The organism is Yoonia sp. JB2-21 (assembly GCF_055693545.1).
In genome coordinates this window covers 1,469,962-1,496,177 of the sequence record NZ_JBVFUC010000001.1, presented here as the reverse complement: position 1 = coordinate 1,496,177, position 26,216 = coordinate 1,469,962, and the positions used below count along the sequence as shown (strand labels likewise).

Here is a 26,216-nt window from a genome sequence, read left to right as displayed (position 1 = left end):
GCCAAATAGCTAGGTTACCACGGTTTTTATTGCCATAACGGAAACAGACCCGAAGGGCAAAAGTGTGACGCCGTATTTACAACTTTTGCAAGTGTTGCGGTGACTTACGCCGCCAGATCAGCTTGCAGTTCCCGCTTTATTTGGAGCATCAGGCTGACCGCTTCAAGGGCTGCGCTGTCTTGTTTCTCCATTTGCATCAATTGCACGAGGTCTGCGGCATCAAAAGCGGTGTTTCTGGCCCTTTGCAGCGATGCATCTTCGTCATCGCCATGTTCCTGAAGATAATCGCAAAGCCATTGGATATGCTCAACGGTCATCGCAATGACCTCTGCCGGCGCATTTTCGCTATTCTCGTCAAAGACAGTTGCCAGTCCATGGCCCTGATCCTCAATAGCGTTGATTACATGTTCATAGGCTTCGCGCGTCGCCGCGCGCAAAGGTTCCCCGTTGGCCGGTACGGCAGGTGACGTGCTGTCATCTACCGCGGGGGCGGGGGACGTCACGTCATCGTCGCCCGTTTCGGGTTCTGGTGTGGCTTCCTGTTGGCGCATCGCGCTCTTTTTGGCAGCCATCTCACGCAAACGCGCCATCGCGTCCTGTCGTGACGCCGTTGGCGCGGACGCCGGCTTTTCTACAACGGGTGCAATCTCGACTTCAGTTTCCGCCTCTGGTGCAGGGGTGGACGGATCGGGTGCTGGCGTTTCCGGGTCCGGTTCTTTCGCCGCAGCGGGTTCTGGTCTGGCCTCAGGTGTTGGCGCCACGTGGGCGGGCGCATCGGTCAGTAGATCAGCATGTTGATGCAAAAGAACATCAGCCATATCGACCGCGGATTGTTTGCCTTGCTCCACTTGCTTCAGCACGGCTGAAATCAGCGCCAGCCCGCCGCTTTCACGCATGATATCTTTGTCGACCGTACCGTCAGCACGTCGCGCAGCGATGGCTTTGGTCGTTCCGATCGCAAGAACCTGGTTAAACTCTGGCTTTGCGGCATTTCGCACGGCCCCAAATGCGGTTTCCAAAAGGCCCTCAGCCTTCAGGATGTCGGCACGCGTCATCATACAGAATGAGTGGTCTTTCACGCTTTCAGACACCGCAGCCCAAATGTCCTGCTCGGCCTCGACATAGCCTCTGGTGCTCCACAAGGCGACGTCGCACCGCTTGGTTCCCCATTGGGTCGCCCTGTGCATTGCTGCTGGATCATCGGGTGCCACAACTTCAAGAACCGAGATTTTGCCAAGCGCGGGCAACGGCATCTGCATTTCTACAAATACAGGCGACAATGCAGCGATCGCTGCAGTATCGACGCTATCAAGTGTCTGCTTGGTGCCATCCGGCAAAGTACACGTCGCCTGTTCGGTCTCACCATAGGTCAGTTGCAGTGTTGGCAGGCGCACGCCCTCTGGTATCACGTCACTGCCCACCAGCAGGTTAAGCAGGGATGACTTGCCAGATCGCGGCAAACCCATGATCGCGATACGGACAGGTTGTTGCAGCCGCGTCAGGAGCTTTTGGGCTTTTTCTTGTACGGAACGCGGAAGCAGGCCACTTTTGATGGCCTGCTCAAGCTCGGACTGAACCCGGTTCCCCAGCGATTGATTCGACATTACTTACCTCCGGCGGCAATCTTAGCCGGCGGCGCAGCCGCATCAACCTCCTGTGTTGGGTTTGCGTCGTCGGTGATCTCCACTTTTTTGAGTGGCTTCACCTCTTTGATGACAGTCGGTTCCTGCTGGGGAGGGGCGTCAACCTTCGGTGCCCCGCCTTTCGGATCCGATTTTGGCTCAGCCTTCGCTGCAACCTTCACCGGATCATCAATTTCGACGACGCGGGTGACAGTCTTGGTCGGCGTATCAAAGTGACCAGCAGGCTTGGCGCGGATCGCGCGGATCACCGGCTTGTTGTGGTTCAGCTTGATGACAGAGAATGTACAGTTATCCTGATCAGGATCAGCCAGAGTTTCAATCGCTTCCAGAAGATAACCAGCAATCTCTGCGGCCTTCTTGCGGCGGTAGCGGTGCAAGATCTTTTGGATTCTAGGGTCCTCTAGGTACTGCAAACCGTCACTGGAGACGACAACGATATCACCAACCTGCAACTCAAACGGAGTCTTGGGGCAATCTGACTTTGCAACACGATCCCCAAGGATCACTGATGTGAGACAGTTGCGATCAGGGTGGTTTTTGCCAGCTTCTTCATCCAGCAGACCTTGCTTGACCATGAAGTCGATCTGAGGCGCCATCGAGTGGTCCTCGTTCAACTGCTGCATCCTGCCTGCGCGATAATGATAGAGCGGACTATCACCAATCGACATCCAGTACATCCTGTTCTCGATCAAAACGACCGAGACCAAAGTGGCACCCATGCCACGTGTTTCAGGGTGTGCTTTGACATGGTCGCGCACATAGCTGTTCGCGTTCGAAGCAGATTCCGTCAGAAAGCGTGGAATTTCATGTTCGAAATCGGCAAAGTTTGCGCTTTCGAATTTCAGTTCACTAAAGACCTCAGTGACGACGATCTTACTGGCGACGTCACCGGCAGCATGGCCGCCCATACCGTCCGCAAGTACAACCACACCACTGTCAGCCCCAAATGGGAAGTCAGTGACAATTGCGTCTTCTTGATAGTCTCGTCCGCCCTGACAAATCGCTGACGCGACGTCAAAACGCGGTTCAGGCGATCGCCACATCTTCGTCCTCCTCGGTCGCGCCATCGGTCCAGCTGAACGTCTCGTCGCAGAGTGCTACGAAGCGTAGAACAGTCTCGCCGATACGGATGAGGTCGCCTGTTTTCAGCTTTTCGTTACTGATCAAAGGCTTGTCATTCAAGCGCACGATATTTGATTTACCGCCATGACCCAGCAAGAATTCCTTCGTGCTTTCGTCAAATACGATTGCGGCATGATTTGCACGCGAGATGGAGTTGTCACCGAAATCCAGTTGAACGGCTTGATCTTCGCCGCGGCCAATCTGTGACATACCAGTCAGCAGCGAAAAGCTCTCGCCGCGGCCCGGGCCCTCGGCGACAACAATCCAGCCTACGGGGAACTTTACGTTCTTTGCTGGTGCGGCTGTCGCTGCGGCATCGTTGAAGATATCAACGACGTCACCATCCGACTTCTCAAAACCGATCAGGCGTGTCTTCGTCCGGCGCGACCGCGCTGGGGAACGGGCAGCGGCGGCAGATGCAGCTGCGGGTGCTGACGATGCTTCGGTCTTGGCGGCAGCGTCATCTTCCAAATCCCAGATGTTCACGGCTGGCGACGACGCCGCGTCTGCGACTGGCTTTTTGTCGACCTCAACAACACGAACTTCGGAGGTTGCTTTTTCCGGGACGGCAGTCAGGACATCGCTGACGGACGGCCCTCCGGGTGCTTTTAATGCGTCGGTTTCATCAACGATTGAACCGATCGTTTCGCGGTATGACTGCTCAAGAGATTCGATACCCTGCGCCTGACGACGGGCTTCTTGCTTACGCTTCTTACCAAGGAGATCACGAATGAATTTCATCTTAGCTACCTTCCAATTTTACACACACAGCAGAGCCCCCAGGCCACACTGCGATGAGTTTACTCCACAGCGCCCGAGTAGGCGAGCGACGCGACCCAAAGGCTTCCATCTCGCTGAACTGCAAACTGGAACTGTTCTGTTCCGTTCTGTAGCTCGCGGGTAAAGATGCTCAACAAGGAGTCGCGATCGTTTACAATCTCTGATGTAGGGATGAACTGGCGGATGACATCTCCGATTTGCAGCCCGCTTTCTACATCGTTTGTCGTTGCGGCAACGGATGTCACCCAATCGGCGCCGGCAAACACCGTCCGGAACGCGGTTCCATCCGACAAGCTGATCTCTTGAACAACTGGCAAAACCCACTCACGGTCGATCGTTTCACCTGAAGCCGGGTTCAGGGTTCCAAAGGTCACAGCAATTGTTGGTGACAAAGAAGCTTCGTCTGTTTGTGCACGCAGGACATCTGGAATGTCCGCGATCGCTTCAACAGGCGCGCCATTGATACCGGTGATCACCAAGCCAGGCTGAACCCAAACAGGAGAGATAGGGCCCGCTTCAGCGATAATATTCGATTCCGCGCCGGCAGGCGTGAACGGAAGCTGAACGGTCCAGTTTGACGATATTTGGTCAGACAGATCCGGCGCAAGTTCGTTGCCCGGCGTGACCGCGGCAATTTCAACCTCTGGACCAGAGCCAATTTCCGCAATCGTCGCTGGTGTATCAGGTAGCGTTACGTCAGCGGTATCGGCATCAGTCAAAGGACGGTTTGCCGGCTGATTTGGCAGCGCAACACCGTCCACGGTTTGTTCGCTTGCCGGACGTGGTGTCGCGACAGGCTCAGGCAGCGGCTCTGGTTCTGGCAAGGCTGCGATCTCAACGCTTTCAGGGCGCACTGCTGGACGAACATCGGGTGTCGGCGCGTCGGTTACCGCCGGACCTTCAACAACGACAGATGGCTGGACGGCCTCCTCAGTCGCGGGGGAAGGTGCGGTCGCGATATCCGCCTCTTCTTCGGCTAAAGTGGGTGCCTCTTCTTCTGTGGCGGCAACGGCAGGCGCTTCTTCGACTTCCGCAACAGGTGCAGGCTCTTCAACAACGGGTGCCGCCGGTTCGACAACGGCGGCAACTTCTTCTGTCGGCTCGGTTTCCGCAACAGGAGAAGCAGGTGCTTCAACTGGGGTAGTCGCCTCAGCGACCACAGGCTGCACGGGTTCTGGTGTTGCGACTGGCGCTGTTGCAGTGGCGTCATCGCCTCCTGACATTGACACAACGCCGATCCCGACAAGCAACGCAATTGCGGCCGCAGAACCAAGCAGGAGAGGCAATTTCGATTTTTCCTCGGAAGCTGGTGCTTCGATCGCCGCCGCGTCAGCGACTGTGGTGGTGACGTTCAATGGTGTCACGTTGCCCAAATCGCCATCAATCATGCCGATCCACTGCTTGGCAGATTGAACGCGATCTTTGGGAAGGACGGCAAGGGCCTTGTCCATGGCGCCAAGGAAGTCGTCATCATAATCAGGGAAACGGCCTGCGAGCGGCACGTAGGGATCTGCTTCACCGGACGCAATCGCTGCAAGGCGCGCCTGAGAGTTTGGTGGCACATCGCCATTAATCAGGTGATAGAAAGAGGCCGCCAGCGCATAGAGGTCACTGCTTGGGCTTTGCTCTGACCCGGCAATGTAGAATTCTTGGGGCGAGTAGCCGTCCTTAACAACCCGCAATGCAGACAGAACGCGGCTTTGCTTGGTCGCTTCTTCGCGCGCTGCGCCAAAGTCGATCAGGACAGGGTGGAAGTCCTGATTGATCAGAATGTTATCTGGCGAAATATCACGGTGAAGGATGCCCTGATCGTGAATGAAACCAACAGCGCCCAAAACTTCCTTCAGGATCGACTTGATCTGTGAAGGGTTCAGGCCGTGGTTCGGATCTTCGATTGTATCCAGAAGATCACGACCTTCAACGAAGTCCAGCGCCATATAGGCCGTATCGTTATCTTCAAAAACCTGATGCACGCCAACGATATTCGGGTGATCCAACTTGGCGAGGCTGCGTGCTTCTTGCACAAACAAACGTACAATTGACTTCAGCTCGTTCTGGTGCGCACGCGAACGGGCCTGCACAACATAGCGGCTGCGGCGACAAAATGCACCGGGGAAGCACTCTTTAATCACGATCTTCCGATCAAGGCTGTCTTTGGCAAGATAAGTGATGCCAAAGCCACCTGCATTCAGGAAGCTGTCGATGGTATATTGGCCGTGCATCAGTTTTGTGCCCGGCTTCAGCTCATCTACAAAGCTGTCCTTCTCGTCTGTCGTCTCTTGCGCTTGCGGCTTCGCCATCTGTACTACCCAGCTTTCAAACATCATACGCGAAACAGAATCTCAGTCCGCGGTCATCGTTTTCGTCTCATTCAAATTAGGCCAAAAAGTGACGCTAACTTGTTGTTTAGTGGTTCTTAATCAAGGCCTTTATCGCGCATTGTGGACACAACCTGAAACAGTGAGCGGCGAAATTTCGCCGATAAACCACTATTTTAACTGAAAACACTTCGTTTTGCGTTCAGCGTTTGTTGATAGAGTGCCCCGCGCGCTTTTGAACGCCCCAACGTCTTTGTTTCAGGGCAATTTGCACAGATTTTCACCGTTTGCGAGCTAGTTTCATACTTCACATTGCGTGATTCTTGCAAAGTGAAGCAAAAATGCTGCGCCGATTCTATTAACAATTCGTGAAGCTGGGCAATCAGCATCGGGCGAAACATTGGTTGTGGCCCTGTCGACAAAGTTGCAGCATTCCCGCAAAGGGCAAGAGGCAACACCATGACACGGGCATTCATCAACGGCTTCGGCAGAATTGGACGGACGATGCTGCGCGCCCATGCGACCGGAGCATGGCCCGGCATCGATATTGTCGGCATCAATGACATCGCGGCGCCGGAACTCTGCGCGCACCTGTTCGCCTACGATAGCGTCTTTGGCCCGTATCCGGGGCAAACCTCACTTGATGGTTCGGTGCTTGCTGTTGATGGTCGGCAAATACCCATGTCACGGACCGATGATATCTCCAAACTTGATCTGGACGGCATTGATCTGGTTTTGGAGTGCACCGGCAAAGCGAACGACCGCGATTTTGCTGAACGCGGTTTGCGGGCCGGTGCGGACCGTGTGCTCATATCCGGGCCGTCTGATGCCGCTGACCTGACGATGGTGCTCGGCGCGAACGACGCCCTCTTGCAAGATCAGCTGATCGTCTCAAACGCGTCTTGTACGACCAATGCGCTCGCTCCGCTGGTAAAACTGATTGACGATACGTGGGGGCTGCGGACGGGATGGATGACAACAATCCACTGCTATACCGGCAGCCAGCCCAGCATAGATGCGCCACGCGGCGACATGATGCGCAGTCGGGCGGCCGCACTTTCGATGGTGCCAACGACAACATCCGCCCAACGCTTGCTTAACCAAGTCCTGCCGGACATCGCGGGCCGCATCGAGGCTGCCGCGGTCCGGGTTCCCGTCGCCTCGGTTTCAGCGGTTGATCTGACTGTCACGCTAGAGCAGCAGGCGTCGCTTGACGACGTGCATGACGTGTTGCGCGCTCAGGACACCATTATCGGCTGGACTGAAAAACCACTTGTCTCAACTGATTTGCGGGGGCGTCCAGAGAGCCTGATCGTGTCACTGCCCGAAACCCGTGTGACAGAGGGTGGTCTGGTGCGGGTCTTTGGGTGGTACGACAACGAATGGGGTTTTTCCTGCCGGATGTTGGATGTAGCGCAGCTCATGGCGTAAGGTTGGACTGTATTATTCCGATTGCATAATCGGCGACGCGATCTCAACAAGACAGCCGTTCAGGTCGCGTACATATGATACGGTTTGTCCCCACGGCTTCTCCTCTGGCGTGCTGATAGGCGTACAGCCCGCGGCGACAGCGCGATCAAAAGCAGGGGTGACCTCATCGGTCACAAAACATACCTCCCAACCGGCGGCCAGTCCCGCGGGATCATTGGGCAGGATCGCAAGGCCGTTCATCTCGGCTGCCTCCGTCCCGGCGAATGCCAATGCTGTGGCTCCGGTCTCCATCTCCGCATAGAGATTGCTTTCGTGTGTAAAGCGGCATGTCAGCCCAAAGGCAGTTTCATAGAACGTGACGGTTTTGGGCACGTCGGCGACATAAATAATTGTGTATCCAAGTTTCATGGCCAGATCTTACCGCAGGTTTGCCCGGTGGTCTTGAATAGATCGGACATGTCTAACCAAAAAGAGTTGGCAGTGTCAGATCGCGCGGAATGCGTGACGGGGCAAAACCACCATATCGCTGGAATGCGCGTGTCAGATGGGCATGATCTGCGTACCCTCCTTCAAAGGCTGCGCCGGTAATGGTCTGTCGGGGCATCTGGATCAGGCGCAGCGTCCGATGAAACTGCACAAGCTGGGCGTAAGTTTTGGGGCTTAGCCCGACAGAAGATCGGAACATCCGGGTCAGATGGCGTGGCGTGCACCCAACAAATCCAGCCAGTGCTGCTACACGCATACGCCCACCTGATGCATGTAGCATGTCAATGGCACGATCAATCACCGTGCTTCCTTGATGGATTGGATGTGGTGACAGCGGCAAAAGCCGCGCGAGCGTCTCCAATGAGAGGTCGGCATGTCGCACGTCGGCCAGCCCCGGTACGAGCGTATAGGCCTCCATTCCACGCAGTACTTGGTCAGTAGCCAGCTCTAACTGATCTTTCCACAAAGCGATGCCATTGGCGGGACGCAGACGTAGCCCCCGCCAGCGATCACCAATGTCATAGGCGACGGTGTACGCCTGGGTTGCAGGGCCCGTCACAATCGCGATCGGGGTGTCGGGTTTGCCGATGTTGTCGCGCAGCATGATATCGCAACGCCCGTCGGGCAGAATAATACTGCGCCCGGCTGTGTAGGCTGTAAATGACCAGAGGGCCTCTACCGCACGCGACGCTTTGGGGGTGACGACCGTTTCATGATATCCGGCAGGGATTGGGATAGCGTCGCCTCTTGCGCGGGTTCTGGTGGTTAAGGCTAGACTGTCCGTGCACCTGTGCCAACGCTTGCTTTGCCAATGGGTCTCGCATCCACGCACATGACACCCTGCACCATTACCGCCTTTTCCTCGGTCACATCTGGCGGTAGCTTGGCGTTACCAAACCAAAGGTCATCCCATGTCCGCGATTGTTTCTGTCCAGAACCTGCGTAAAGCTTACGCGGGGGGCTTTGAGGCCCTCAAATCCGTCAGTATTGATATTGAGGAAGGCGAAATCCTCGCGCTGCTCGGCCCCAATGGGGCGGGCAAGACCACACTGATATCAACCATTTGCGGGATCACGATCCCAACGGCGGGAAAGATCACTGTTGGGGGCCATGACACGCAGACAGCGTACCGTGCGGCGCGCAACCTGATCGGGCTGGTCCCGCAAGAGATAAACCTTGAACCGTTCGAGACGGTGATGAACTCGGTCAGTTTTTCGCGCGGACTGTTCGGCAAACCGCGCAATGATGCCTATGTCGAAGACGTGCTGAAACAGCTGTCTTTGCATGACAAGAAGGACAGCAAGATCATGACGCTGTCTGGCGGCATGAAACGGCGGGTCCTGATCGCCAAGGCGCTCAGCCATGAACCACGTGTTCTGTTCCTTGATGAACCGACCGCCGGCGTCGACGTCGAACTGCGCAAAGACATGTGGGAGGTCGTGGCGGGGCTGAAAGCCTCGGGTGTCACCATCATCCTGACGACGCATTACATTGAAGAGGCTGAAGCGATTGCCGATCGTGTGGGTGTGATCAACAAAGGTGAAATCCTGCTGGTGCAGGACAAGGCCGACCTGATGGCGCAGATGGGCCAGAAGCAGCTGAAGATCGAATTGACCGATGCGGTTGAGGCGGTCCCTGACAGTTTGGCGGACTATGATCTGGAGCGCGCCAAGAACGGTCTGTCGCTGACCTACAGCTATGACACGAAGGGCGAGCGGACGGGGATCACGACCCTGCTGAACGATCTGCAAAAGGCAGGTCTGCAAATGAAAGACATCCAAACCCAGCAAAGCAGTCTGGAAGACATCTTTGTTGGTTTGGTGAAGGAAGAGACATGAACTTTAACGCCGTCTGGACCATCTACATCTTCGAGATGCGGCGGTTCTTCCGCACGATCACGCAAAGCCTGATTTCGCCTGTTCTGTCCACATCGCTTTACTTCGTGGTCTTCGGGGCCGCCATCGGCAGCCGCATTCAAGAGGTCGAGGGCGTCAGCTATGGCGCCTTCATCGTGCCGGGTCTGATCATGTTATCGGTCATGACCCAGGCAACATCCAACGCCAGTTTCGGCATCTATTTCCCGAAATTCATCGGTACAATTTACGAGTTGCTCTCGGCCCCCATCAGCTTTCTGGAAGTCGTCGCAGGTTATGTCGGGGCGGCGGCCACAAAGGCATTGTTCATCGGAGTCATCATCCTGATCACCGCCTTCTTCTTTGTCGATATCCAGATCGCACATCCAATTGCAATGATGGCCTTCCTTGTGCTGACTTGCGTCAGCTTTGCACTGCTGGGCTTTATCATCGGCATCTGGGCGGACAATTTTGAAAAGCTGCAATTGATCCCGCTTCTGGTGATCACCCCGCTCGTTTTCCTCGGGGGCTCCTTTTACTCGATCACCATGCTACCGCCGGTTTGGCAGACGATCACGCTCTTCAACCCGGTGGTCTATCTGATCAGCGGCTTCCGTTGGTCGTTCTTTGGGACGGCAGACGTGAGCATCGGCATCTCACTCTTTGCCATCGCGCTGTTTACCGGGGCCTGCCTCGCCGTGATCTGGTGGATCTTCCGCACCGGCTGGCGGATCAGGCAGTAACGCGCCATGGTGCAACCTGTTCGCAAAGTCTGTCCTGTGGTGACCCGAGAGACACCAAGAGGTCAGGAAGTTCTGGCGTTTAATCACCCGAGTGCCGGTAAGCAATTCATCAAAGGCACGATTGAGCCGCGCGAGGAACCCGCAGAGGCTGCCGAGCGTGAGCTTTTTGAGGAGAGTGGGATCGTGCTGAAGCGGCCACTGCTGCGGAAGGGGGTGCGATTCATTGGTGACCCCCAGCTGATGTGGTATTTCTTTCAGTACCGGGCCACGAATATGCCTGATACTTGGCGGCACCAAACTACGGACGATTTTGGTCATATATTTGAGTTCTTTTGGCATCCGGTTGCCGCGCCACTCAAGGCCGGTTGGCACGTTGACTATCACGATGCGTTTAACCACTTCAGCCAGTCCCTTGAAATCGGATGACCCTTGCGCGTCCTTATGGAAGGCCTAAGTAGTTAAACATGAAAAAATACATTCCCTTCATGAAGTCAGAGCCCTTTGTCGCCGTGATCCGGCTGCAAGGTGCCATCGCTAATTCCGGGCGCGGATTGGATAACCCCAGCCTTGCCCCGGTGATCGAGAAAGCCTTCAGCAAAGGTAAACCTGCGGCGGTGGCGTTGGAGATCAATTGCCCAGGCGGATCGCCTGTGCAGTCGTCGCTGATCGCGTCGCGCATCCGGCGCTTGGCCGATGAAAAGAAAATCCCGGTCTTTGCCTTTGTGGAAGATGTCGCCGCCTCTGGTGGCTATTGGTTGGCCTGTGCCGCGGATGAGATTTACATCGACAGCTGCTCCATCACCGGTTCAATCGGTGTGATCAGCGCAGGCTTCGGCCTGCCCAATGCGATTGATAAAATCGGGGTCGAGCGGCGAGTACATACCGCAGGCAAATCAAAATCTATGATGGACCCGTTCAAACCGGAAAAACCAGCTGATGTGAAAAAGCTGAAAGGCTGGTTGGAAGATCTGCACACGACCTTCATCGACTATGTGAAATCACGGCGCGGTACCAAACTGTCCGACAATCCTGATCTGTTTACCGGTGAAGTCTACATCGGGCAAAAGGGGATCGACGAAGGGTTGGCAGATGGCATCGGCCATCTGGCACCTGTGATGAAAGAACGCTTTGGCGATAAAGTTCAGTTCCGCCGCTATGGGCAAAAGAAACCGCTGCTGGCCCGTTTCGGCGCACAGATCGTTGATGATGCCGTTGCAGGCATCGAAGAACGGGCAGCATTCGCGAGGTTCGGCCTTTGATCCTGAAAGCGATCTTTGTCTTTCTGGCCTTCATGCTGGTGCTGGCGATGTTCGGCAAATGGCGGTTCCCCGGACAGGCGCGACTGGCGCAAGCCAAATGCCCTAAATGCCTGCGCTACCGCATCGGCAAAGGGCCCTGCGTTTGCGAGAAACGTAAATGAAGGCGCTGGTCACGGGCGCAGGGGCGCGGCTGGGGCAGGCAATGGCGCTTTATCTGGGGCAGCGCGGCTATGATGTGGCCGTGCACTACGCCGGATCGGAGGCTGGCGCGCGGGATACCGTGGCCCAGCTCGCAGCGCTGGGACGTCTGGGCGTGGCCTTGCAGGCCGATCTTTTGGACGAAGACGCAACGCAAGGGTTGGTCGGTCGCGCGACCGATGCGCTGAGCGGGCCGCTGACCTGCTTGGTCAACAACGCCTCGATCTTTGAATATGACACCATCAGCACCGGCACACGCGCCAGCTGGGACCGGCACATGGAATCCAACCTGCGCGCGCCTTTCGTTCTGACCCAGAACTTTGCCGCACAAGTGCTCGATCCCGACACGGACGAGCAGGGTGAGCCTGTTGCCAAGGGCCTTGTCATCAACATGCTGGACCAGCGCATTCACAAGCTGACACCAGAGTTCATGAGCTACACAATCGCCAAGATGGGCCTTTGGGCGATGACACGCACAACGGCGCAGGCGCTGGCCCCGCGCGTGCGCGTCAATGGCATCGGGCCGGGGCCGACTTTGCAGGGTCACCGCCAGAGCCAAGAACACTTTGACAGGCAGCGCGCGGCGACTGTCCTCAAGCGTGGTGCGAACCCGTCTGATATCACCGCCGCCTTGGGTTACTTCCTCGACGCATCCGCTGTGACAGGCCAAATGCTGGCGGTTGATGGCGGCCAGCACCTTGCGTGGGAAACCCCGGATGTGCTGGGTGTTGAGTAGACCTGACTGGAAGTTGTACACCTCGTCCGACAGCCATTCACGAAATTGTCACAAAGAGCCTATTTTTCAAGGCGTTAACTGGATCGTAATTAAAATACATATATTTTTCAATTACTTGATAAACTGCCTATTTTTTGTGCAAATCATCGAAGCCAGCCAAATACAACGAAAAATTCCACCTCATCGGGATTAACCCACGGAGTTATCCACAGAAACCGTGGATGCCTTTTCTCTTGTCCCCGGTGCGTTACCATTGCAGCCAAATGAGAATCATAGACGGTGCAGATGACCGAGCAGCCAACCAAGGAACCAAAGACCGGATATGACGTGATCCACGGCTATCTGCGCACGCTGGATAGCTCGCCCGGTGTGTATCGGATGCTGGATGCAGACAGCCGTGTTTTGTACGTTGGCAAGGCCCGCAACCTGAAGGCGCGTGTTTCAAACTATGCCCGCCCCGGCCAACATTCGCCGCGTATTGCGCGCATGATCCGCGAAACCGCGACGATGATGTTTCTGACCACACGGACGGAAACCGAGGCGCTGCTCTTGGAACAGAACCTCATCAAGCAGTTGAAACCGCGCTACAATGTGTTGTTGCGCGATGATAAATCCTTCCCCAATATTCTGGTCGCGAAAGATCATGCCTTTCCGATGATCAAAAAACACCGGGGTGCGAAGAAACAGAAGGGCAATTACTATGGCCCTTTCGCCGGCGCAGGTGCGGTCAATCGTACCCTCAATCAACTACAACGGGTCTTTTTGCTGCGTAATTGTTCCGACAGTGACTTTGAGACACGGACGCGCCCTTGTCTGCAATATCAGATCAAACGCTGCTCTGGTCCTTGCTGTGGTCTGATCTCGGAAGCTGACTATGATGCCTCCGTCCGCGATGCCGAGAAATTCCTGCAAGGTCGCACCAAGGGCATTCAGGAAACGCTTGCCAAACAAATGCAGGACGCCAGTGAAGCGATGGAATTTGAACGCGCTGCCGCCCTGCGCGACCGGATCAAAGCGCTGACCCAAGTACAATCCGCCCAAGGCATCAATCCACAAAACACGGCCGAGGCGGATGTCATTGCCCTGCACCGCGACGGCGGCCAAGCCTGCGTGCAGGTCTTCTTCATCCGCGCCAATCAGAACTGGGGCAACCATGACTACTACCCTCGCGTTAGCGGGGATGAGGACCCATCTGAGGTGATGGAGGCCTTTGTCGGTCAGTTCTATTCCAACCGCGAACCACCCCGCATGCTGATCCTGTCGCACGGGTTGGACAACGAAGATCTGATGGCCGACGCGCTGGCCAAGAAAGCCGAACGCAAGGTCGAGATTGTGGTACCCCAACGCGGCGAAAAGGCCGAATTGGTGCAAAACGCCCTGCGCAACGCCCGCGAAAGCCTCGCACGCAAAATGTCAGAAACCGCCACGCAGGCGCGCCTGCTGAAAGGCGTGGCAGAGGCGTTTGAAATGGAGAAGGTGCCCGGGCGGATCGAAGTCTACGACAACTCCCACATCCAAGGCGCGCATGCGGTGGGCGCGATGATCGTTGCCGGCCCCGATGGATTCGACAAAAACCAGTATCGCAAGTTCAACATTCGCGGGGACGACCTGACGCCCGGCGACGACTTCGGTATGATGAAAGAGGTGCTGACCCGCCGCTTCCAACGCCTGCTGAAAGAAGACCCGGAACGTACCCAAGGCACGTGGCCGGACCTGCTGCTGATCGACGGCGGGCAAGGGCAGGTGAGCGCGGTGCGCGAGATCATGGATGATCTGGGTGTCAGCGACATCCCCATGGTCGGCGTGGCGAAGGGCGAAGACCGCGATGCAGGCAAAGAGGAATTCTACCGCACGGGCAAACCCGTCATGGCGCTGCGGCACAACGACCCCGTGCTCTATTTCATCCAGCGGATGCGCGACGAGGTGCACCGCTTTGCCATCGGCACACACCGCGCGAAACGGTCCAAGGCCATCGGGGCAACCCCGCTGGACGATGTGCCCGGCGTCGGTGCCACACGCAAACGCGCATTGCTGGCACACTTTGGGTCGGCCAAGGCAGTGGCACGGGCGAATTTGGCGGATCTGAAAGCAGTGGATGGGGTGTCGGCGAAGCTGGCGCAGACGGTCTATGACTACTTTCATGAGAATGGTTAGGTGTTTGCGATGACCCATAAGGCCAGCGATATCCGGGTACTGAGTGGCGTAGAGGTTATTCGCAAACGTCCGGGGATGTATATTGGTGATCTCGGCCATCTTGGTGCAGCACGGGTCATTAAGGCTGCGATCGATATTCTGACGGCGCTGACGGTTAACCGAGAGTCAGGGCCCATATTCACGCATCACGCCTTTCTCGACGTTACCGTGGAGGCGCGAGATATTGTCGTCGTGATCGACTACAATCCTGTTGAGTGCGAAGATATCGCGCTGCGGTGCAGATCTTTAGCCGACAATCGCGATCAACTGTCGTCTGACCCGTTCGCTTTGGATTTTGGACGCAATAGCACTGCGCCCGTAGCGGTGCTCTCGGCCCTATCAGATCGTCTGCGCATCTTGCGAACGACTGATGACGGGCAGGAAACCGTGCTTCAAGACGGTCCTTGCGTTGATTGCCAAGAGCGCCATCCTAAGAAAGGCGCCTATGTTGCAGCCTGTTTTGTGCTTTGCGATCTGATCGACATTTCAGATCTATCGCGGGATTATTTGGAAGGCTTTGTTCAAGGTGTGTGTACTGTGCCGGGACTGGTCGTGCGAGATGTGTCGTTTCGGCTTGATGACGGTTGAACGCAAAACCCCAAGTAACCTTCTCAGTCTGAAACTGGTCACGATGCATCCGCGCAGACGAAGTCGGTAGGATGACCAGTTCCACAAAAGCGGCCAATAGTCGGCCAAAATCAAGTAAGGTAGCCTGATGCAGGACAACCATTTCGGAGCAGATGTCGCCGCGACTTATGACGCAGATCATGGCGGTGGGGATTCCTTGATTGTTCAGCAGACCGTGGATGTGCTGGTCGACCTAGCCGCTGGCGGGTCCATCCTCGAATTTGCTATCGGTACCGGCCGTATCGCCTTGCCACTGGCACTCCGGGGATGCGCGATTAAGGGGATCGAGCTTTCTGCCTCGATGGTCGATGAGATGCGCAAGAAAGAGGGTGGCGATGCCATTGAGGTCGCCATCGGCGACATGGCAACCACGCAAGTTGACGGCGAATTCGCACTGGTCATCCTTGTCTTCAACACCATCGACAACCTGACAACGCAGGACGCGCAGGTCGCCTGTTTTGCCAACGCCGCCGCACATCTTGCGCCGGGCGGGCGGTTTGTTGTTGAGACTCTGGTACCACCGCTGCAAAGGTTGCCTTTCGGGGAAACCAAACTCACTTTCGCGGCTGATCCGGGCCACATGGGAACGGATGTTTTTGATGTCGCGACCCAGCAATACAGTTCCGTCCATGTCTGGCCTGATGGAGAGAATACGCGACAACTCAGTGTCCCGTTTCGTTATGCATGGCCTGCCGAAATGGACCTGATGGCACGCTTGGCCGGGATGGAACTGGAACATCGCTGGGCGGATTGGGATCGGTCACCCTTTGATCGCCTCAGCACAAAACATATCAGTGTTTGGCAGAAAGGCGCGTAGGACGATCCTGTCACAGAGATGCGCTTTGACGAAGCCTACTGGCATCCCCGCGCAACCCGCGCTACCACTACCTTTATGACATTGAACCTGCCAAATATCCTGACCATCCTGCGGCTTGCCGCAGCACCTGGCGTCGTGGTGATGTTTCTCTACTTTGCGCGACCCTGGGCGGATTGGTTCGCGCTCATCCTTTTTGTGGTCGCGGCTTTGACGGATTTTCTGGACGGCTATCTTGCGCGCGCCTGGAAGCAGGAAAGCAAACTTGGCGCGATGCTGGACCCGATTGCCGACAAGGCCATGGTCATCATCGCGCTTTTGATGATTACGGCCTTGGCCAGTTTTGATGGGCTGGACCCGTGGATTCTTTTACCTGCTACCATAATTTTGTTTCGCGAAGTCTTTGTGTCCGGCCTGCGTGAGTTTTTGGGGGATACCGCGGGTACACTGAAGGTGACCCAACTTGCCAAATGGAAAACGACGGCGCAAATGGTGGCGATTGCAGTTCTGTTTTCAAATGGGGCTTTTGAGCACTATTTGCATATTCAGTCAGTCGCGATGACAGAAGATATGTTTCTTGCCGCAATCTCTGGCGATGGCCCTGATGAGCTTGGGTTGTGGTGGAAGTATCAAGGATGGTGGTTTAGCTGGTGGGGCGGTATTTTGCTTTTGTGGGCTGCGGGTGTTCTCACTCTGATCACAGGCTGGGATTATTTCCGTAAGTCAGTGCCCTATCTGAAAGATACAAACGCATGAATGTTGTGTATTTCGCATGGGTCCGCGAACGGATCGGGATTCCGCAGGAAACGGTGCAAACGGATGCTGCGACCGTCAGCGAGCTTATTGCAGAACTTAAGTCCCGCGAGGAACGCTATGCGGCAGCCTTTGCCGACGTTAGCGCGCTGCGGGTGGCGCTTGATCAGGAACTGTCCGATTTTGATGCCCCCCTGGCCGGTGTACGTGAGGTCGCGTTTTTTCCACCGATGACGGGCGGCTGATGACCGTTCGCGTTCAGGCAGATGCGTTTGACAGCGGTGCGGAACTGAATGCCTTTGCCTGTGATCGTCGTGACGTGGGCGCGGTGGTGAGTTTTACAGGGATCGTCCGCGACACCCAAGGGGATCTGCAAGAAATGCTGATCGAGCATTATCCCGGCATGACCACGCGCGCGATAACCAAGATTGCAGATGAAGCAGTTGCGCGTTGGAACATGACCGACGTGCTGGTCATTCACCGCTACGGTTCGTTGAAGCCCGGCACACCGATTATGATGGTTGCGACCGCCGCTGCCCATCGCGCAGCGGCCTTTGAGGCTGCGGATTTTCTGATGGATTATCTCAAATCGCGCGCGCCGTTCTGGAAAAAGGAAGTCACAGACAAAGGCGCGACTTGGGTCGCGGCCAAAGACGCCGACGAAGACGCGCTTAGGCGCTGGTAGGCCACACTTCTGCTGGATCGCGTGCCAGTGCCGCACATGGTGCATGACGCGGACAGGTTGTCAGGTGGTTGTTGATCAAACCTGTTGCCTCCATGAACGCGTAAACAATTGTTGGGCCACAGAACCGAAAACCCGCTTTCTTGAGGTCTTTTGATATCTGCGTGGACAAGGGGGTTTGTGTTGGGATCAACGCCCGGTCTGCATGGGGCGTTTGTAAGGGCATGCCGTCAATGTAGTTCCACAAGAACCGATCGAACCCCTCGCGCGCTTCGATCTCTTGCCATGCCCGGGCGTTGCCAATGGCCGCTTCGATTTTACCGCGGTGGCGGATGATGCCGGCATCATCAAGCAGACGGTTCACATCCCTGTCGCTCCATTCGGCGATCACATTGGGATCAAAACCCGCGAATGCCGCACGAAAGTTTTCGCGCTTCTTCAGGATTGTGATCCAAGATAACCCCGCCTGAAACCCATCCAAAATCAGCTTTTCCCAAAGGGTGCGGCTGTCATATTCAGGCACGCCCCATTCGGTGTCGTGATAGTCGATATAAATCTGTTCTGGTCCGGCCCAACCGCATCGCTCTGCCATCTGGCTATCCTTAACTTGCTGTTAGCCGCTTTCGGGCATGCTCATCAGGTCAGTATGGAGGGCCAAGATGCAAAATACCACGCTCAGCCGCGCGGAAATTGAAGAGCAGTCCTTGGTCGATCCACTGATCTATGCAATGGCCAGCCGCGATGCAGATATCACCAAATTGGTGCGCGATGCCTTGCTGGCCGGGCGGGCACAATTGGCCTTTCATCCGGTTGTGACGGCGGACCGACAGTATATGGTGGCGTTTCACGAAGGTCTCGTGCGCCTGTCTGATGAGGGCGGACGCATTATCCCCGCCGCCCATTTCATGCCGCTGATCGAAGAGACAGAGTTGGGCCGGCAGATTGACTGCCTGACGCTTGATCTGGCTTTGCGTCAACTCCGACAAAATCCAGAACTGCGTCTTTCGGTAAACCTTTCCGCGCGGTCAATCGGGGATGGTGAGTGGCGACGCATTCTCGACAAGGGCTTGCTGGATCGTAACCTTCTGGGGGATCGCCTTATTTTTGAGATCAGTGAAACATCAGCGATGATGCTGCATGAAAACGTCATCCGCTTCATGAGTGAGATGCAGCCGCAAGGCGTTGGGTTCGCGCTTGACGGTTTTGGGGCGGGTTTCACCGCGTTTCGGCATCTGAAATCGTTTTTCTTTGATCTGGTGAAAATTGATAAAAGCTTTGTTCGTGGGATCGACAGCGACGCTGACAATCAGGTGCTGACAGAGGCGTTGATCACCGTGGCGCATCAGTTCGAAATGTTTGCTGTTGCTGATGGGGTCGAGACCGCGGCAGAGGCAGCATATCTCAATCAACTTGGCGTGGACTGCATGCAAGGATATCATTTCGGCGTCCCGTCGTTAACACTTTAACGATTTGCACTAAGCGCATAGGGGCTTTGATTTGCCCTACGTCAACTTTCGGATTACCCAGCGCGGCAAGTGATGAGTTTGGACTGCCTTGCACCTGTTACGTGTAGATGGCACCCTCTTGTCCGAGGATAAACTGAAGGGGACCACCTATGACCAACGTCGTTATCGCATCTGCCGCCCGCACCGCCGTAGGCAGTTTTGGCGGATCATTCGCCAACACACCTGCACATGATCTTGGTGCCGCCGTACTAGAGGCGGTTGTCGCACGTGCCGGTGTTGACAAGTCCGAAGTTAGCGAAACGATCCTTGGTCAGGTTCTGACTGCCGCCCAAGGGCAAAACCCGGCACGACAGGCACACATCAACGCGGGTCTGCCACAAGAATCTGCGGCATGGGGCATTAACCAAGTGTGCGGGTCCGGTTTACGTGCGGTAGCGCTGGGCGCACAGCACATCCAACTGGGCGACGCGTCAATCGTTGCCGCCGGTGGTCAGGAAAACATGACGCTGTCCACACATGCCGCACACCTGCGTGCCGGTCAGAAAATGGGCGATATGAAGTATATCGACACCATGATCCGTGACGGGCTGTGGGATGCTTTCAACAACTATCACATGGGCCAGACCGCTGAAAACGTTGCGGAAAAGTTCCAGATCACGCGCGACATGCAAGACGAATTTGCTGTTGGGTCACAGAACAAGGCCGAAGCAGCGCAAAAGGCTGGGAAGTTCGACGATGAGATCGCAGCCTTCACCGTCAAGACACGCAAAGGCGACATCGTGGTCGACAAAGACGAGTACATCCGCCACGGCGCCACAATGGAAGCAATGCAAAAATTGCGCCCCGCTTTCACCAAAGAGGGTTCGGTTACCGCGGCCAACGCCTCTGGCCTGAATGACGGTGCTGCCGCCACATTGCTGATGTCTGCGGACGAAGCTGAAAAGCGCGGGATTGAACCTTTGGCCCGCATCGCATCTTATGCGACAGCCGGCCTTGACCCATCCATCATGGGTGTGGGTCCAATCTACGCATCGCAGAAAGCGTTGGACAAAGCGGGCTGGTCCGTTGGTGATCTTGACCTTGTGGAAGCCAACGAAGCATTCGCCGCACAAGCCTGTGCTGTGAACAAGGAAATGGGCTGGGACCCGGAAATCGTGAACGTAAACGGTGGTGCCATCGCAATTGGTCACCCGATCGGTGCGTCCGGTTGTCGCGTCCTGAATACACTGCTGTTCGAAATGAAGCGCCGCGACGCCAAAAAGGGTCTCGCTACATTGTGTATCGGCGGCGGCATGGGCGTAGCTCTTTGCGTTGAGCGCCCCTGATCCAGATCAAGGCGGTGCAGCGCAGCGCCGCCTACACCCCAATCAATTGAACACCTGAGGAGGAATTACTATGGGACGTGTCGCACTCGTCACGGGCGGCTCGCGCGGAATTGGCGCAGCTATTTCAACAGCATTGCAGGACATGGGTTGCACTGTTGCTGCAACCTATGCGGGCAATGATGAAAAGGCTGCGGCCTTTACTGCCGAAACAGGCATCAAGACTTATAAATGGGACGTCGGGAACTATGAGGCCTGTCAGGCTGGCATCGCCCAGATCGAAGCAGACCTTGGTCCGGTCGAGATTTTGATCAACAATGCAGGCATCACCCGCGACGCCCCGTTCCACAAAATGACGCCGCAGCAATGGCATGAATGTATCGACACCAACCTGAATGGCGTGTTCAACATGACCCACAATGTGTGGGGCGGCATGCGTGAACGCAAGTTCGGCCGCATCGTGACCATTTCTTCGATCAATGGCCAAAAGGGTCAGTTCGCCCAAGCAAACTATGCCGCGACCAAGGCTGGTGACATTGGCTTTACCAAGTCATTGGCGCAAGAAGGCGCGCGTGCGGGCATTACGGTGAACATCGTAGCACCCGGTTACATCAATACCGAAATGATGAGCACGATCCCTGAAAAGGTAATGAACGAAGTGATCCTGCCGCAAATCCCAGTTGGTCGCCTTGGCGAAGCATCCGAGATTGCACGCGCGGTCTGCTTCCTGGCATCCGACGATGCGGGTTTTGTGACCGGTTCGACGCTGTCAGCAAACGGTGGTCAGTATTTGGCGTAAGCCAAGCAGACCGATGAAAAAGTAAGGGCCACGCTGATCAGGCGTGGCCCTTTTTCGTTCGGATACATCGCGATACCCGGAGCGAAAATCTTAGCTGCGGCGCGTGAACCAACGGATCGCGTTGCGCAGTGCTTCTGCACGCTCGTGGTGCGCGCGCTGGATACCTGCGCGGATGCGGGGGCTTGTTGTTGTCTCGTACATGATGTCGTTCCTTGATGTGTTTGTATGTGTCTTGATGTCCCTAATATGGGTGTATTGAGCCGCCCCGACAAACGAGACTTTCTATCCCTTCAGTTAAGCTGTATTAAACTGAAACATGTCAGATAGATTGCCCCCACTCACCGCCTTGCGTGCCTTTGAGGCCGCAGCACGCCATATGTCATTTGCGAAAGCTGCTGACGAACTTAACGTCACACCTGCCGCCTTGTCCTATCAAATTAAGGCATTAGAGGCAGATTTGGGGCAACCCGTCTTTCGCCGCCTCAATCGTGCGGTGGAGTTGACAGAGGCGGGGCGCTGTCTTGCCCCAGGTGCAACTGACGCCTTTACAACGCTGTCGTCCGCATGGCGTAGCACAAAAAGGTTAACTGATAGTGGTGTGCTGACCGTGACGGCCGGGCCGGCCTTTACATCCAAGTGGTTGGCGCCGCGCATGTATGATTTTGCACAGGCACACGCAGAGATCGATCTGCGGTTTTCGGCGACTCTACGGATTGTCGATTTTGATCGTGATGAGGTTGATGTGGCGATCCGCTTTGGCCTTGGCGGTGACGAGGGCGTCTATTCGCGTCCCATTTTTGATGAATGGATGACGCCGATGATGACACCGGAACTCGCAAAGGAATTCGACACGCCAGCAAAGCTTGCTGGGGCGACATTCATTCATGACGATTCCATTAACTTTCTACAGCTGCCAACGGGTTGGGATGCATGGCTGAGGGCTGCGCAGGTCGAGGCTGATACCTCACACGGCCCACGGTTTTCACAGGCTGATCACGCAATTGACGCCGCGGTTGCAGGCGCGGGCGTCGTCTTGGGGCGCGCGTCCCTTGTCGCGCGGGCGCTTGAAGACCGTCAATTGGTCGCACCATTTGAAATTGGGCTGATCTCGGAGGCGCAGTACCGTTTCATCTGTCCAGCGGGCAATGAAAAGCGCCCGCATGTGGCAGCTTTTGAAGCTTGGGTCTTAAAGGAAATCCAGTCTTCCAAACGGCTCGTCGAAGGCCGAAAGCTGATCAACGCAAGTGATTTGCTGTGACAGTGGCCAGCAAGGGCCACTGCCGTGTGTGAAAAGTTAGTGCATGCTCAGGCGCGTGATCTCTTCCTTGAGCTGTAGTTTCTGCTTCTTAAGTTTTGCGAGTTCAAGATCGTCAGACGCTGGGCGACGCTGCATCATCTCAACATGCTCCGAGAGGTTTTGGTGCTTCTTCTTCAGTTCCTGTAGGTGCGAACTCAAGCTCATTGTCGTACTCCTCTAGGTTGATGGTCCACTGATTGCAGCACATCTGTCGTGTTCTGTCACGCTGCACGGCAGCAATTCGACATAAGCAAAGCGTCGCACCCAGAGATTGCTGAAGTGTTAAGGCCAGATGGGTAATTCCGCGCCATTTCGTAAAACGGCTGTCACCTCGGCAGTATAGCTTTCTGCGTCACCAGCATGGACAGCCCCTTTGTGCATGACGAGGGTGGGGGCCATCCGAAATCCGGCGCGCCCTTCTTGGCGGGCTTGCAGCAAAAACTGTTCCGGCGCGCGGTCTTGGCGCCCGGCGATAGGTCGCACGATGAAGGCGCCCAGTTTGCCGGTCAGCCCTGCAATCACCTCGGGCAGTCTTTCCATACGTTGGATAATCGTCAGATAACCGCGCGGCCCAACCCTTTTTGCGCCGATTGTCAGCCAGTCAGCCAGCGGCGTATCACCCCCCAGTGCGATGTCCCGCCCTGTGTCATCGGCGACAGTACCGGCGGTGCGGTCAAAATAGGGTGGGTTCATGATCACATGAGAAAACCGCCGTTGTTTCAGATCTACGGGCAAGTACCGCAAGTCTGCTGTGACCACGTCGAAACGGGCGCCGTTTTCCTTTGCGTTACGTTCCGCAAGCGCCGCGTAGTTCGGTTGTAATTCAACTCCCATGACCTGCAAACCGGCAACGCGTGCCGATAGGCAAAGCGAAGCAACGCCAGCGCCGCAGCCAAGTTCCAGCACCGTATCGCCCGATTTTGCAGACGTTGCCGCAGCCAACAGCACCGGATCAACCCCGGCGCGATAGCCCTTGCGCGGCTGCCAGACACGGATCTTGCCGCCAAGAAACTCATCATGGGTCAGTACATCCGTCACCGGCCCAGATCAATCTCGCCATCGCGCATCACGGCCTCTGCCATGAACAGATCGCGGTCCAAAACCATCAACCGCCGCGGCATAATGCCTATGCTTCCTTCCAGTACGCTCATATTTACGTCGAAGGCGAACCAGTCTATACCCTCGCTGTCGAGCAGGGCGGTTGCAAAAGCGATAATTGTCGGGTCGTTGGTGCGCAAAAGCTCTTTCATATTCTGAGACGTAATATGCGCGCTGCGCGTTGTCTATTCACATGACGGAAACTTCAATGAGCCTTGATACGGCAGCCACAAAACCCCACGAACAGCTGGCAGAGGCTTTGGCCGATGATTTGGCTGCCGTGAATGCACTGATCCGCGAACGGATGGCGTCAGAACATGCGCCGCGTATCCCCGAAGTCACAGCGCATTTGGTTGAAGCCGGTGGGAAACGTTTGCGCCCGATGCTGACATTGGCTGCGGCACGGATGTGCGGATATGACGGGCCATATCATGTGCATTTGGCTGCAACGGTAGAGTTCATTCATACCGCGACCCTGCTACATGATGACGTCGTTGATGAAAGCAGCCAGCGGCGTGGGCGGCCGACCGCGAATTTGCTGTGGGACAATACATCAAGCGTTCTGGTCGGTGACTATCTGTTTGCCCGGTCGTTCCAGCTTATGGTTGAGACCGGATCGATGCGTGTCCTCGATATTCTGGCAAATGCCGCCGCCACGATTGCGGAAGGCGAGGTCCTGCAACTAACTGCGGCAAGTGATTTGGCCACGACAGAGGCGATCTATCTGCAAGTTGTCCGCGGCAAGACCGCCGCCTTATTTTCTGCCGCAATGGAAGTCGGTGGTGAGATCGCGGGGCAGGATGCTGCAACAAAACAAGCGCTGTATGATTACGGTGATGCGCTGGGGATTTCCTTTCAGATTGTCGATGACCTGCTTGACTATGGCGGGACCAAAGCAACCGGCAAGAACGTGGGCGATGATTTCCGCGAACGCAAGCTGACGTTGCCTGTCATCCGCGCCGTTGCGGCGGCTGACGACAAAGAACGCGCCTTTTGGGTCCGCACGATAGAGAAAGGTCGCCAAGAAGATGGTGATCTTGATCACGCGATCAGTTTGCTTGCCAAGCACGGTACGATGGAAGAGACCCGCCAAGATGCTCTGGCATGGGCAGAGAAGGCAAAGTCAGCTTTGGATGCGGTGCCTGATCATGCTTTGAAGCAGATGCTGGTTGATCTGGCCGACTATGTTGTCGCGCGCATTACTTGAGGCTGCATGTATCAAATTGCTCCGAATTGAGTTTTGTCGATTCGTACGCCTGTGATTGATGCGCGAAGGCCGAGTAGAGTGCCTGCTACAACCGCAAAAAGAAGCAATGGGAATGTTCTAGCGTATGGGCCCGAAACCATGCTGTACGCCATTAGAGTCGTTATCAAACAAAAAAGTGCCGAGACATTACGATCGTTGGTCGTTCGAAAAAATTTAAGAACCTTCAGCCAGAATACTAGGATAGCCACCAATACGGGCGTTCCAATAACCACACCAAACCACAGCCAAATATCGAGAACGAAGTTATGCGCGCTTCCAGCAATAAATTCGGACAAGTCTTTATGTGGAAAGAAGCCATATCCGGTCACCGGGCGCTCCTGAATATACGATATCGTGGTCTGCCAGAGCTTGCTTCGCCCAGAGCTAAGGGTTGCTAAACCTTCTTGCCCAAGGTTCTCACTAATCCTAGAGAAGACACTGAAGGACGAGGAAGGAAGATGCGCAAAAGTTGAAATGAAACCTCCAACGGCGATCGACAGAAGAGATACGACAGTACCGGCGCGATTGCGAGTTTTTGAAAGCGCAAGCACCAGAAAGTAACTGACAGAAAATGCAGCGACACCACCTCGCGAACCGCTCCAAAACAACGTTGTCGATGAGACGATGATCAGCAACGGGAACAAAGGGTTGATAGGGTCTTTGTTTCCTTGCGTTGAAAGATATGTCGTCAACAAAGATACGCTAATGGTGCAGAGCCAACCCACAGCACGCGGATTTTCATAGCCGTAGAGTATGTGTTGAGCACCTATGCCTTCTGCCAGCAGCGCAAAACGCTCCGGGTCAATTTGTACAAGGAGCAAAGGCATGACCACAAAGAACAAGGCCAGAGCCAAACTGTAAAAAACGACGTTAATCGACACAATTCGATCTCTTACCGAAACGTAGAACAATACCCCAACAAGTGTCGCCCCCAAGACTGATGCGAACCCAAACATCGGATAAAATAAATCGACTGCGAAGTAGAGCGTGATCAGCAAGCCATAGACAAACAAAGCAACGAAGCATCGCAAAAAAAGCACCTCATGGCGGGTGCGCAAGAGAAGCAATGTCAAAGCAAGAAATGGCATCGCGCTCAGGACAAAGACGAACGCAGACAGGCTTACGGTCCAGTTCGTGTCTCCAGGTTTGATAACAACAAAATCAACAATTGGGGTGACCAGCATGTTGAAGGGGATGAATGCCAGTACAAGTAAGCAAAGGGCGTTGAGCTGCGGTTCCAGCTTGGCGATGATCATTCTCTTCATGGCAGAAACAGTGAATGCGCTGACATGACGCCAGCAAAATTTCGGTCCAAGTGAGTACCCCCTATTCGTGAAGCATAACTCTGAT

At 55.5% G+C, this 26,216-nt stretch carries 30 protein-coding genes; 18 read left to right on the top strand and 12 right to left on the bottom strand.

Going from position 1 to position 26,216, the window contains the following annotated elements:
* Window positions 1-104: 104 nt before the first annotated feature.
* The 5 genes from ACZ1G5_RS07495 to ACZ1G5_RS07475 all read right to left on the bottom strand — a co-directional run bounded on the left by ACZ1G5_RS07495 (window position 105) and on the right by ACZ1G5_RS07475 (window position 6,339).
* Window positions 105-1,604 (bottom strand): GTPase, encoded by a 1,500-nt coding sequence (locus tag ACZ1G5_RS07495; protein ID WP_472732250.1) that lies wholly within the window; start codon window positions 1,602-1,604, stop codon window positions 105-107.
* Window positions 1,604-2,686 carry a PP2C family protein-serine/threonine phosphatase gene (locus tag ACZ1G5_RS07490; protein ID WP_472732249.1) on the bottom strand — a complete coding sequence of 361 codons (1,083 nt, stop codon included), beginning with the start codon at window positions 2,684-2,686 and terminating at the stop codon, window positions 1,604-1,606. Before ACZ1G5_RS07490 ends, ACZ1G5_RS07495 begins: the two co-directional genes overlap by 1 nt.
* A complete protein-coding gene (locus tag ACZ1G5_RS07485) occupies window positions 2,670-3,506 on the bottom strand; it encodes an FHA domain-containing protein (RefSeq protein ID WP_472732248.1) in 837 nt (278 codons plus the stop codon). The genes ACZ1G5_RS07490 and ACZ1G5_RS07485 overlap by 17 nt, the downstream gene beginning before the upstream one ends.
* A gap of 59 nt (window positions 3,507-3,565) precedes the next feature.
* Window positions 3,566-5,845: a serine/threonine protein kinase gene (locus ACZ1G5_RS07480; RefSeq protein WP_472732247.1), complete on the bottom strand. Its 2,280-nt coding sequence runs from the start codon at window positions 5,843-5,845 to the stop codon at window positions 3,566-3,568.
* 194 nt (window positions 5,846-6,039) lie between these two features.
* Window positions 6,040-6,339: a hypothetical protein gene (locus ACZ1G5_RS07475; protein ID WP_472732246.1), complete on the bottom strand. Its 300-nt coding sequence runs from the start codon at window positions 6,337-6,339 to the stop codon at window positions 6,040-6,042.
* Between ACZ1G5_RS07475 and ACZ1G5_RS07470 the strand changes: the two genes are divergently transcribed.
* Entirely contained in the window at window positions 6,323-7,294 is a 972-nt protein-coding gene (locus ACZ1G5_RS07470; protein WP_472732245.1) for a type I glyceraldehyde-3-phosphate dehydrogenase, read from the top strand. The two genes, ACZ1G5_RS07475 and ACZ1G5_RS07470, sit on opposite strands and share 17 nt — an antisense overlap.
* Before the next feature lie 12 nt (window positions 7,295-7,306).
* On the opposite strand, the gene ACZ1G5_RS07465 is transcribed toward ACZ1G5_RS07470, so the two are convergent.
* Entirely contained in the window at window positions 7,307-7,702 is a 396-nt protein-coding gene (locus ACZ1G5_RS07465; protein ID WP_472732244.1) for a VOC family protein, read from the bottom strand.
* A gap of 52 nt (window positions 7,703-7,754) precedes the next feature.
* Window positions 7,755-8,384 carry a helix-turn-helix transcriptional regulator gene (locus tag ACZ1G5_RS07460; protein ID WP_472732243.1) on the bottom strand — a complete coding sequence of 210 codons (630 nt, stop codon included), beginning with the start codon at window positions 8,382-8,384 and terminating at the stop codon, window positions 7,755-7,757.
* Between the two features lie 307 nt (window positions 8,385-8,691).
* On the opposite strand from ACZ1G5_RS07460, the gene ACZ1G5_RS07455 reads away from it, so the two are divergent.
* The 12 genes from ACZ1G5_RS07455 (at window position 8,692) to ACZ1G5_RS07400 (ending at window position 17,641) form a co-directional block, all read left to right on the top strand.
* The gene (locus ACZ1G5_RS07455) at window positions 8,692-9,618 is read left to right on the top strand and encodes an ABC transporter ATP-binding protein (RefSeq protein ID WP_472732242.1); all 927 of its coding nucleotides are present in this window, start codon (window positions 8,692-8,694) and stop codon (window positions 9,616-9,618) included.
* Entirely contained in the window at window positions 9,615-10,376 is a 762-nt protein-coding gene (locus ACZ1G5_RS07450) for an ABC transporter permease (protein WP_472732241.1), read from the top strand. The genes ACZ1G5_RS07455 and ACZ1G5_RS07450 overlap by 4 nt, the downstream gene beginning before the upstream one ends.
* A 6-nt stretch (window positions 10,377-10,382) precedes the next feature.
* Complete coding sequence (locus tag ACZ1G5_RS07445) at window positions 10,383-10,802, top strand: NUDIX domain-containing protein (protein ID WP_472732240.1); 420 nt, start codon at window positions 10,383-10,385, stop codon at window positions 10,800-10,802.
* Window positions 10,803-10,840: 38 nt separating this feature from the next.
* Window positions 10,841-11,635 carry a S49 family peptidase gene (locus tag ACZ1G5_RS07440; RefSeq protein WP_472732239.1) on the top strand — a complete coding sequence of 265 codons (795 nt, stop codon included), beginning with the start codon at window positions 10,841-10,843 and terminating at the stop codon, window positions 11,633-11,635.
* Window positions 11,632-11,796, top strand: a complete 165-nt coding sequence (locus tag ACZ1G5_RS07435; protein WP_472732238.1) for a hypothetical protein — start codon at window positions 11,632-11,634, stop codon at window positions 11,794-11,796. Before ACZ1G5_RS07440 ends, ACZ1G5_RS07435 begins: the two co-directional genes overlap by 4 nt.
* Window positions 11,793-12,569 (top strand): SDR family oxidoreductase, encoded by a 777-nt coding sequence (locus tag ACZ1G5_RS07430; protein ID WP_472732237.1) that lies wholly within the window; start codon window positions 11,793-11,795, stop codon window positions 12,567-12,569. Before ACZ1G5_RS07435 ends, ACZ1G5_RS07430 begins: the two co-directional genes overlap by 4 nt.
* A 285-nt stretch (window positions 12,570-12,854) precedes the next feature.
* A complete protein-coding gene (uvrC, locus tag ACZ1G5_RS07425) occupies window positions 12,855-14,723 on the top strand; it encodes an excinuclease ABC subunit UvrC (RefSeq protein WP_472732236.1) in 1,869 nt (622 codons plus the stop codon).
* Between the two features lie 9 nt (window positions 14,724-14,732).
* Complete coding sequence (locus ACZ1G5_RS07420) at window positions 14,733-15,350, top strand: hypothetical protein (RefSeq protein ID WP_472732235.1); 618 nt, start codon at window positions 14,733-14,735, stop codon at window positions 15,348-15,350.
* 127 nt (window positions 15,351-15,477) lie between these two features.
* On the top strand, window positions 15,478-16,206 hold the full coding sequence (locus ACZ1G5_RS07415) for a class I SAM-dependent DNA methyltransferase (RefSeq protein WP_472732234.1): 729 nt from the start codon (window positions 15,478-15,480) through the stop codon (window positions 16,204-16,206).
* A 75-nt stretch (window positions 16,207-16,281) separates the two neighbouring features.
* Complete coding sequence (pgsA, locus tag ACZ1G5_RS07410; protein WP_472734291.1) at window positions 16,282-16,959, top strand: CDP-diacylglycerol--glycerol-3-phosphate 3-phosphatidyltransferase; 678 nt, start codon at window positions 16,282-16,284, stop codon at window positions 16,957-16,959.
* Window positions 16,956-17,201, top strand: coding sequence for a molybdopterin converting factor subunit 1 (moaD, locus tag ACZ1G5_RS07405; RefSeq protein WP_472732233.1), 246 nt, complete (start codon window positions 16,956-16,958; stop codon window positions 17,199-17,201). The genes pgsA and moaD overlap by 4 nt, the downstream gene beginning before the upstream one ends.
* Window positions 17,201-17,641 (top strand): molybdenum cofactor biosynthesis protein MoaE, encoded by a 441-nt coding sequence (locus ACZ1G5_RS07400; protein WP_472732232.1) that lies wholly within the window; start codon window positions 17,201-17,203, stop codon window positions 17,639-17,641. The genes moaD and ACZ1G5_RS07400 overlap by 1 nt, the downstream gene beginning before the upstream one ends.
* On the opposite strand, the gene ACZ1G5_RS07395 is transcribed toward ACZ1G5_RS07400, so the two are convergent.
* Window positions 17,628-18,230, bottom strand: a complete 603-nt coding sequence (locus ACZ1G5_RS07395) for a DNA-3-methyladenine glycosylase I (RefSeq protein WP_472732231.1) — start codon at window positions 18,228-18,230, stop codon at window positions 17,628-17,630. The two genes, ACZ1G5_RS07400 and ACZ1G5_RS07395, sit on opposite strands and share 14 nt — an antisense overlap.
* A gap of 67 nt (window positions 18,231-18,297) precedes the next feature.
* On the opposite strand from ACZ1G5_RS07395, the gene ACZ1G5_RS07390 reads away from it, so the two are divergent.
* From ACZ1G5_RS07390 to ACZ1G5_RS07375, 4 genes are all read left to right on the top strand, one after another.
* A complete protein-coding gene (locus ACZ1G5_RS07390; RefSeq protein ID WP_472732230.1) occupies window positions 18,298-19,104 on the top strand; it encodes an EAL domain-containing protein in 807 nt (268 codons plus the stop codon).
* Window positions 19,105-19,253: 149 nt separating this feature from the next.
* On the top strand, window positions 19,254-20,429 hold the full coding sequence (locus ACZ1G5_RS07385) for an acetyl-CoA C-acetyltransferase (RefSeq protein ID WP_472732229.1): 1,176 nt from the start codon (window positions 19,254-19,256) through the stop codon (window positions 20,427-20,429).
* 70 nt (window positions 20,430-20,499) lie between these two features.
* The gene (gene phbB, locus ACZ1G5_RS07380) at window positions 20,500-21,225 is read left to right on the top strand and encodes an acetoacetyl-CoA reductase (RefSeq protein ID WP_472732228.1); all 726 of its coding nucleotides are present in this window, start codon (window positions 20,500-20,502) and stop codon (window positions 21,223-21,225) included.
* A gap of 316 nt (window positions 21,226-21,541) precedes the next feature.
* The gene (locus ACZ1G5_RS07375; protein ID WP_472732227.1) at window positions 21,542-22,483 is read left to right on the top strand and encodes a transcriptional regulator GcvA; all 942 of its coding nucleotides are present in this window, start codon (window positions 21,542-21,544) and stop codon (window positions 22,481-22,483) included.
* Window positions 22,484-22,519: 36 nt separating this feature from the next.
* Here the strand turns inward: ACZ1G5_RS07375 and ACZ1G5_RS07370 are convergent, their stop codons facing one another.
* The 3 genes from ACZ1G5_RS07370 to ACZ1G5_RS07360 form a co-directional block, all read right to left on the bottom strand.
* Complete coding sequence (locus ACZ1G5_RS07370; RefSeq protein WP_472732226.1) at window positions 22,520-22,687, bottom strand: DUF465 domain-containing protein; 168 nt, start codon at window positions 22,685-22,687, stop codon at window positions 22,520-22,522.
* Between the two features lie 117 nt (window positions 22,688-22,804).
* The gene (locus ACZ1G5_RS07365; protein ID WP_472732225.1) at window positions 22,805-23,560 is read right to left on the bottom strand and encodes a tRNA1(Val) (adenine(37)-N6)-methyltransferase; all 756 of its coding nucleotides are present in this window, start codon (window positions 23,558-23,560) and stop codon (window positions 22,805-22,807) included.
* A complete protein-coding gene (locus ACZ1G5_RS07360; protein ID WP_472732224.1) occupies window positions 23,557-23,772 on the bottom strand; it encodes a putative signal transducing protein in 216 nt (71 codons plus the stop codon). Before ACZ1G5_RS07360 ends, ACZ1G5_RS07365 begins: the two co-directional genes overlap by 4 nt.
* Window positions 23,773-23,828: 56 nt before the next feature.
* Here ACZ1G5_RS07360 and ACZ1G5_RS07355 point away from each other — a divergent pair, with 56 nt between their 5' ends.
* Window positions 23,829-24,827 (top strand): polyprenyl synthetase family protein, encoded by a 999-nt coding sequence (locus ACZ1G5_RS07355; RefSeq protein ID WP_472732223.1) that lies wholly within the window; start codon window positions 23,829-23,831, stop codon window positions 24,825-24,827.
* 11 nt (window positions 24,828-24,838) lie between these two features.
* Here ACZ1G5_RS07355 and ACZ1G5_RS07350 read toward each other — a convergent pair whose 3' ends face one another.
* The gene (locus ACZ1G5_RS07350) at window positions 24,839-26,122 is read right to left on the bottom strand and encodes an O-antigen ligase family protein (protein WP_472732222.1); all 1,284 of its coding nucleotides are present in this window, start codon (window positions 26,120-26,122) and stop codon (window positions 24,839-24,841) included.
* Between the last annotated feature and the right edge of the window lie 94 nt (window positions 26,123-26,216).

Bases quoted from the DNA above. Each gene is read 5' to 3' on its own strand.
- ACZ1G5_RS07495 (WP_472732250.1), bottom strand. From the start codon at position 1,604: ATGTCGAATCAATCGCTGGGGAACCGGGTTCAGTCCGAGCTTGAGCAG.
- ACZ1G5_RS07490 (WP_472732249.1), bottom strand. From the start codon at position 2,686: ATGTGGCGATCGCCTGAACCGCGTTTTGACGTCGCGTCAGCGATTTGT.
- ACZ1G5_RS07485 (WP_472732248.1), bottom strand. From the start codon at position 3,506: ATGAAATTCATTCGTGATCTCCTTGGTAAGAAGCGTAAGCAAGAAGCC.
- ACZ1G5_RS07480 (WP_472732247.1), bottom strand. From the start codon at position 5,845: ATGGCGAAGCCGCAAGCGCAAGAGACGACAGACGAGAAGGACAGCTTT.
- ACZ1G5_RS07470 (WP_472732245.1), top strand. From the start codon at position 6,323: ATGACACGGGCATTCATCAACGGCTTCGGCAGAATTGGACGGACGATG.
- ACZ1G5_RS07475 (WP_472732246.1), bottom strand. From the start codon at position 6,339: ATGAATGCCCGTGTCATGGTGTTGCCTCTTGCCCTTTGCGGGAATGCT.
- ACZ1G5_RS07465 (WP_472732244.1), bottom strand. From the start codon at position 7,702: ATGAAACTTGGATACACAATTATTTATGTCGCCGACGTGCCCAAAACC.
- ACZ1G5_RS07460 (WP_472732243.1), bottom strand. From the start codon at position 8,384: ATGCTGCGCGACAACATCGGCAAACCCGACACCCCGATCGCGATTGTG.
- ACZ1G5_RS07455 (WP_472732242.1), top strand. From the start codon at position 8,692: ATGTCCGCGATTGTTTCTGTCCAGAACCTGCGTAAAGCTTACGCGGGG.
- ACZ1G5_RS07450 (WP_472732241.1), top strand. From the start codon at position 9,615: ATGAACTTTAACGCCGTCTGGACCATCTACATCTTCGAGATGCGGCGG.
- ACZ1G5_RS07445 (WP_472732240.1), top strand. From the start codon at position 10,383: ATGGTGCAACCTGTTCGCAAAGTCTGTCCTGTGGTGACCCGAGAGACA.
- ACZ1G5_RS07440 (WP_472732239.1), top strand. From the start codon at position 10,841: ATGAAAAAATACATTCCCTTCATGAAGTCAGAGCCCTTTGTCGCCGTG.
- ACZ1G5_RS07430 (WP_472732237.1), top strand. From the start codon at position 11,793: ATGAAGGCGCTGGTCACGGGCGCAGGGGCGCGGCTGGGGCAGGCAATG.
- uvrC (WP_472732236.1), top strand. From the start codon at position 12,855: ATGACCGAGCAGCCAACCAAGGAACCAAAGACCGGATATGACGTGATC.
- ACZ1G5_RS07420 (WP_472732235.1), top strand. From the start codon at position 14,733: ATGACCCATAAGGCCAGCGATATCCGGGTACTGAGTGGCGTAGAGGTT.
- ACZ1G5_RS07415 (WP_472732234.1), top strand. From the start codon at position 15,478: ATGCAGGACAACCATTTCGGAGCAGATGTCGCCGCGACTTATGACGCA.
- pgsA (WP_472734291.1), top strand. From the start codon at position 16,282: ATGACATTGAACCTGCCAAATATCCTGACCATCCTGCGGCTTGCCGCA.
- moaD (WP_472732233.1), top strand. From the start codon at position 16,956: ATGAATGTTGTGTATTTCGCATGGGTCCGCGAACGGATCGGGATTCCG.
- ACZ1G5_RS07400 (WP_472732232.1), top strand. From the start codon at position 17,201: ATGACCGTTCGCGTTCAGGCAGATGCGTTTGACAGCGGTGCGGAACTG.
- ACZ1G5_RS07395 (WP_472732231.1), bottom strand. From the start codon at position 18,230: ATGGCAGAGCGATGCGGTTGGGCCGGACCAGAACAGATTTATATCGAC.
- ACZ1G5_RS07390 (WP_472732230.1), top strand. From the start codon at position 18,298: ATGCAAAATACCACGCTCAGCCGCGCGGAAATTGAAGAGCAGTCCTTG.
- ACZ1G5_RS07385 (WP_472732229.1), top strand. From the start codon at position 19,254: ATGACCAACGTCGTTATCGCATCTGCCGCCCGCACCGCCGTAGGCAGT.
- phbB (WP_472732228.1), top strand. From the start codon at position 20,500: ATGGGACGTGTCGCACTCGTCACGGGCGGCTCGCGCGGAATTGGCGCA.
- ACZ1G5_RS07375 (WP_472732227.1), top strand. From the start codon at position 21,542: ATGTCAGATAGATTGCCCCCACTCACCGCCTTGCGTGCCTTTGAGGCC.
- ACZ1G5_RS07370 (WP_472732226.1), bottom strand. From the start codon at position 22,687: ATGAGCTTGAGTTCGCACCTACAGGAACTGAAGAAGAAGCACCAAAAC.
- ACZ1G5_RS07360 (WP_472732224.1), bottom strand. From the start codon at position 23,772: ATGAAAGAGCTTTTGCGCACCAACGACCCGACAATTATCGCTTTTGCA.
- ACZ1G5_RS07355 (WP_472732223.1), top strand. From the start codon at position 23,829: ATGAGCCTTGATACGGCAGCCACAAAACCCCACGAACAGCTGGCAGAG.
- ACZ1G5_RS07350 (WP_472732222.1), bottom strand. From the start codon at position 26,122: ATGATCATCGCCAAGCTGGAACCGCAGCTCAACGCCCTTTGCTTACTT.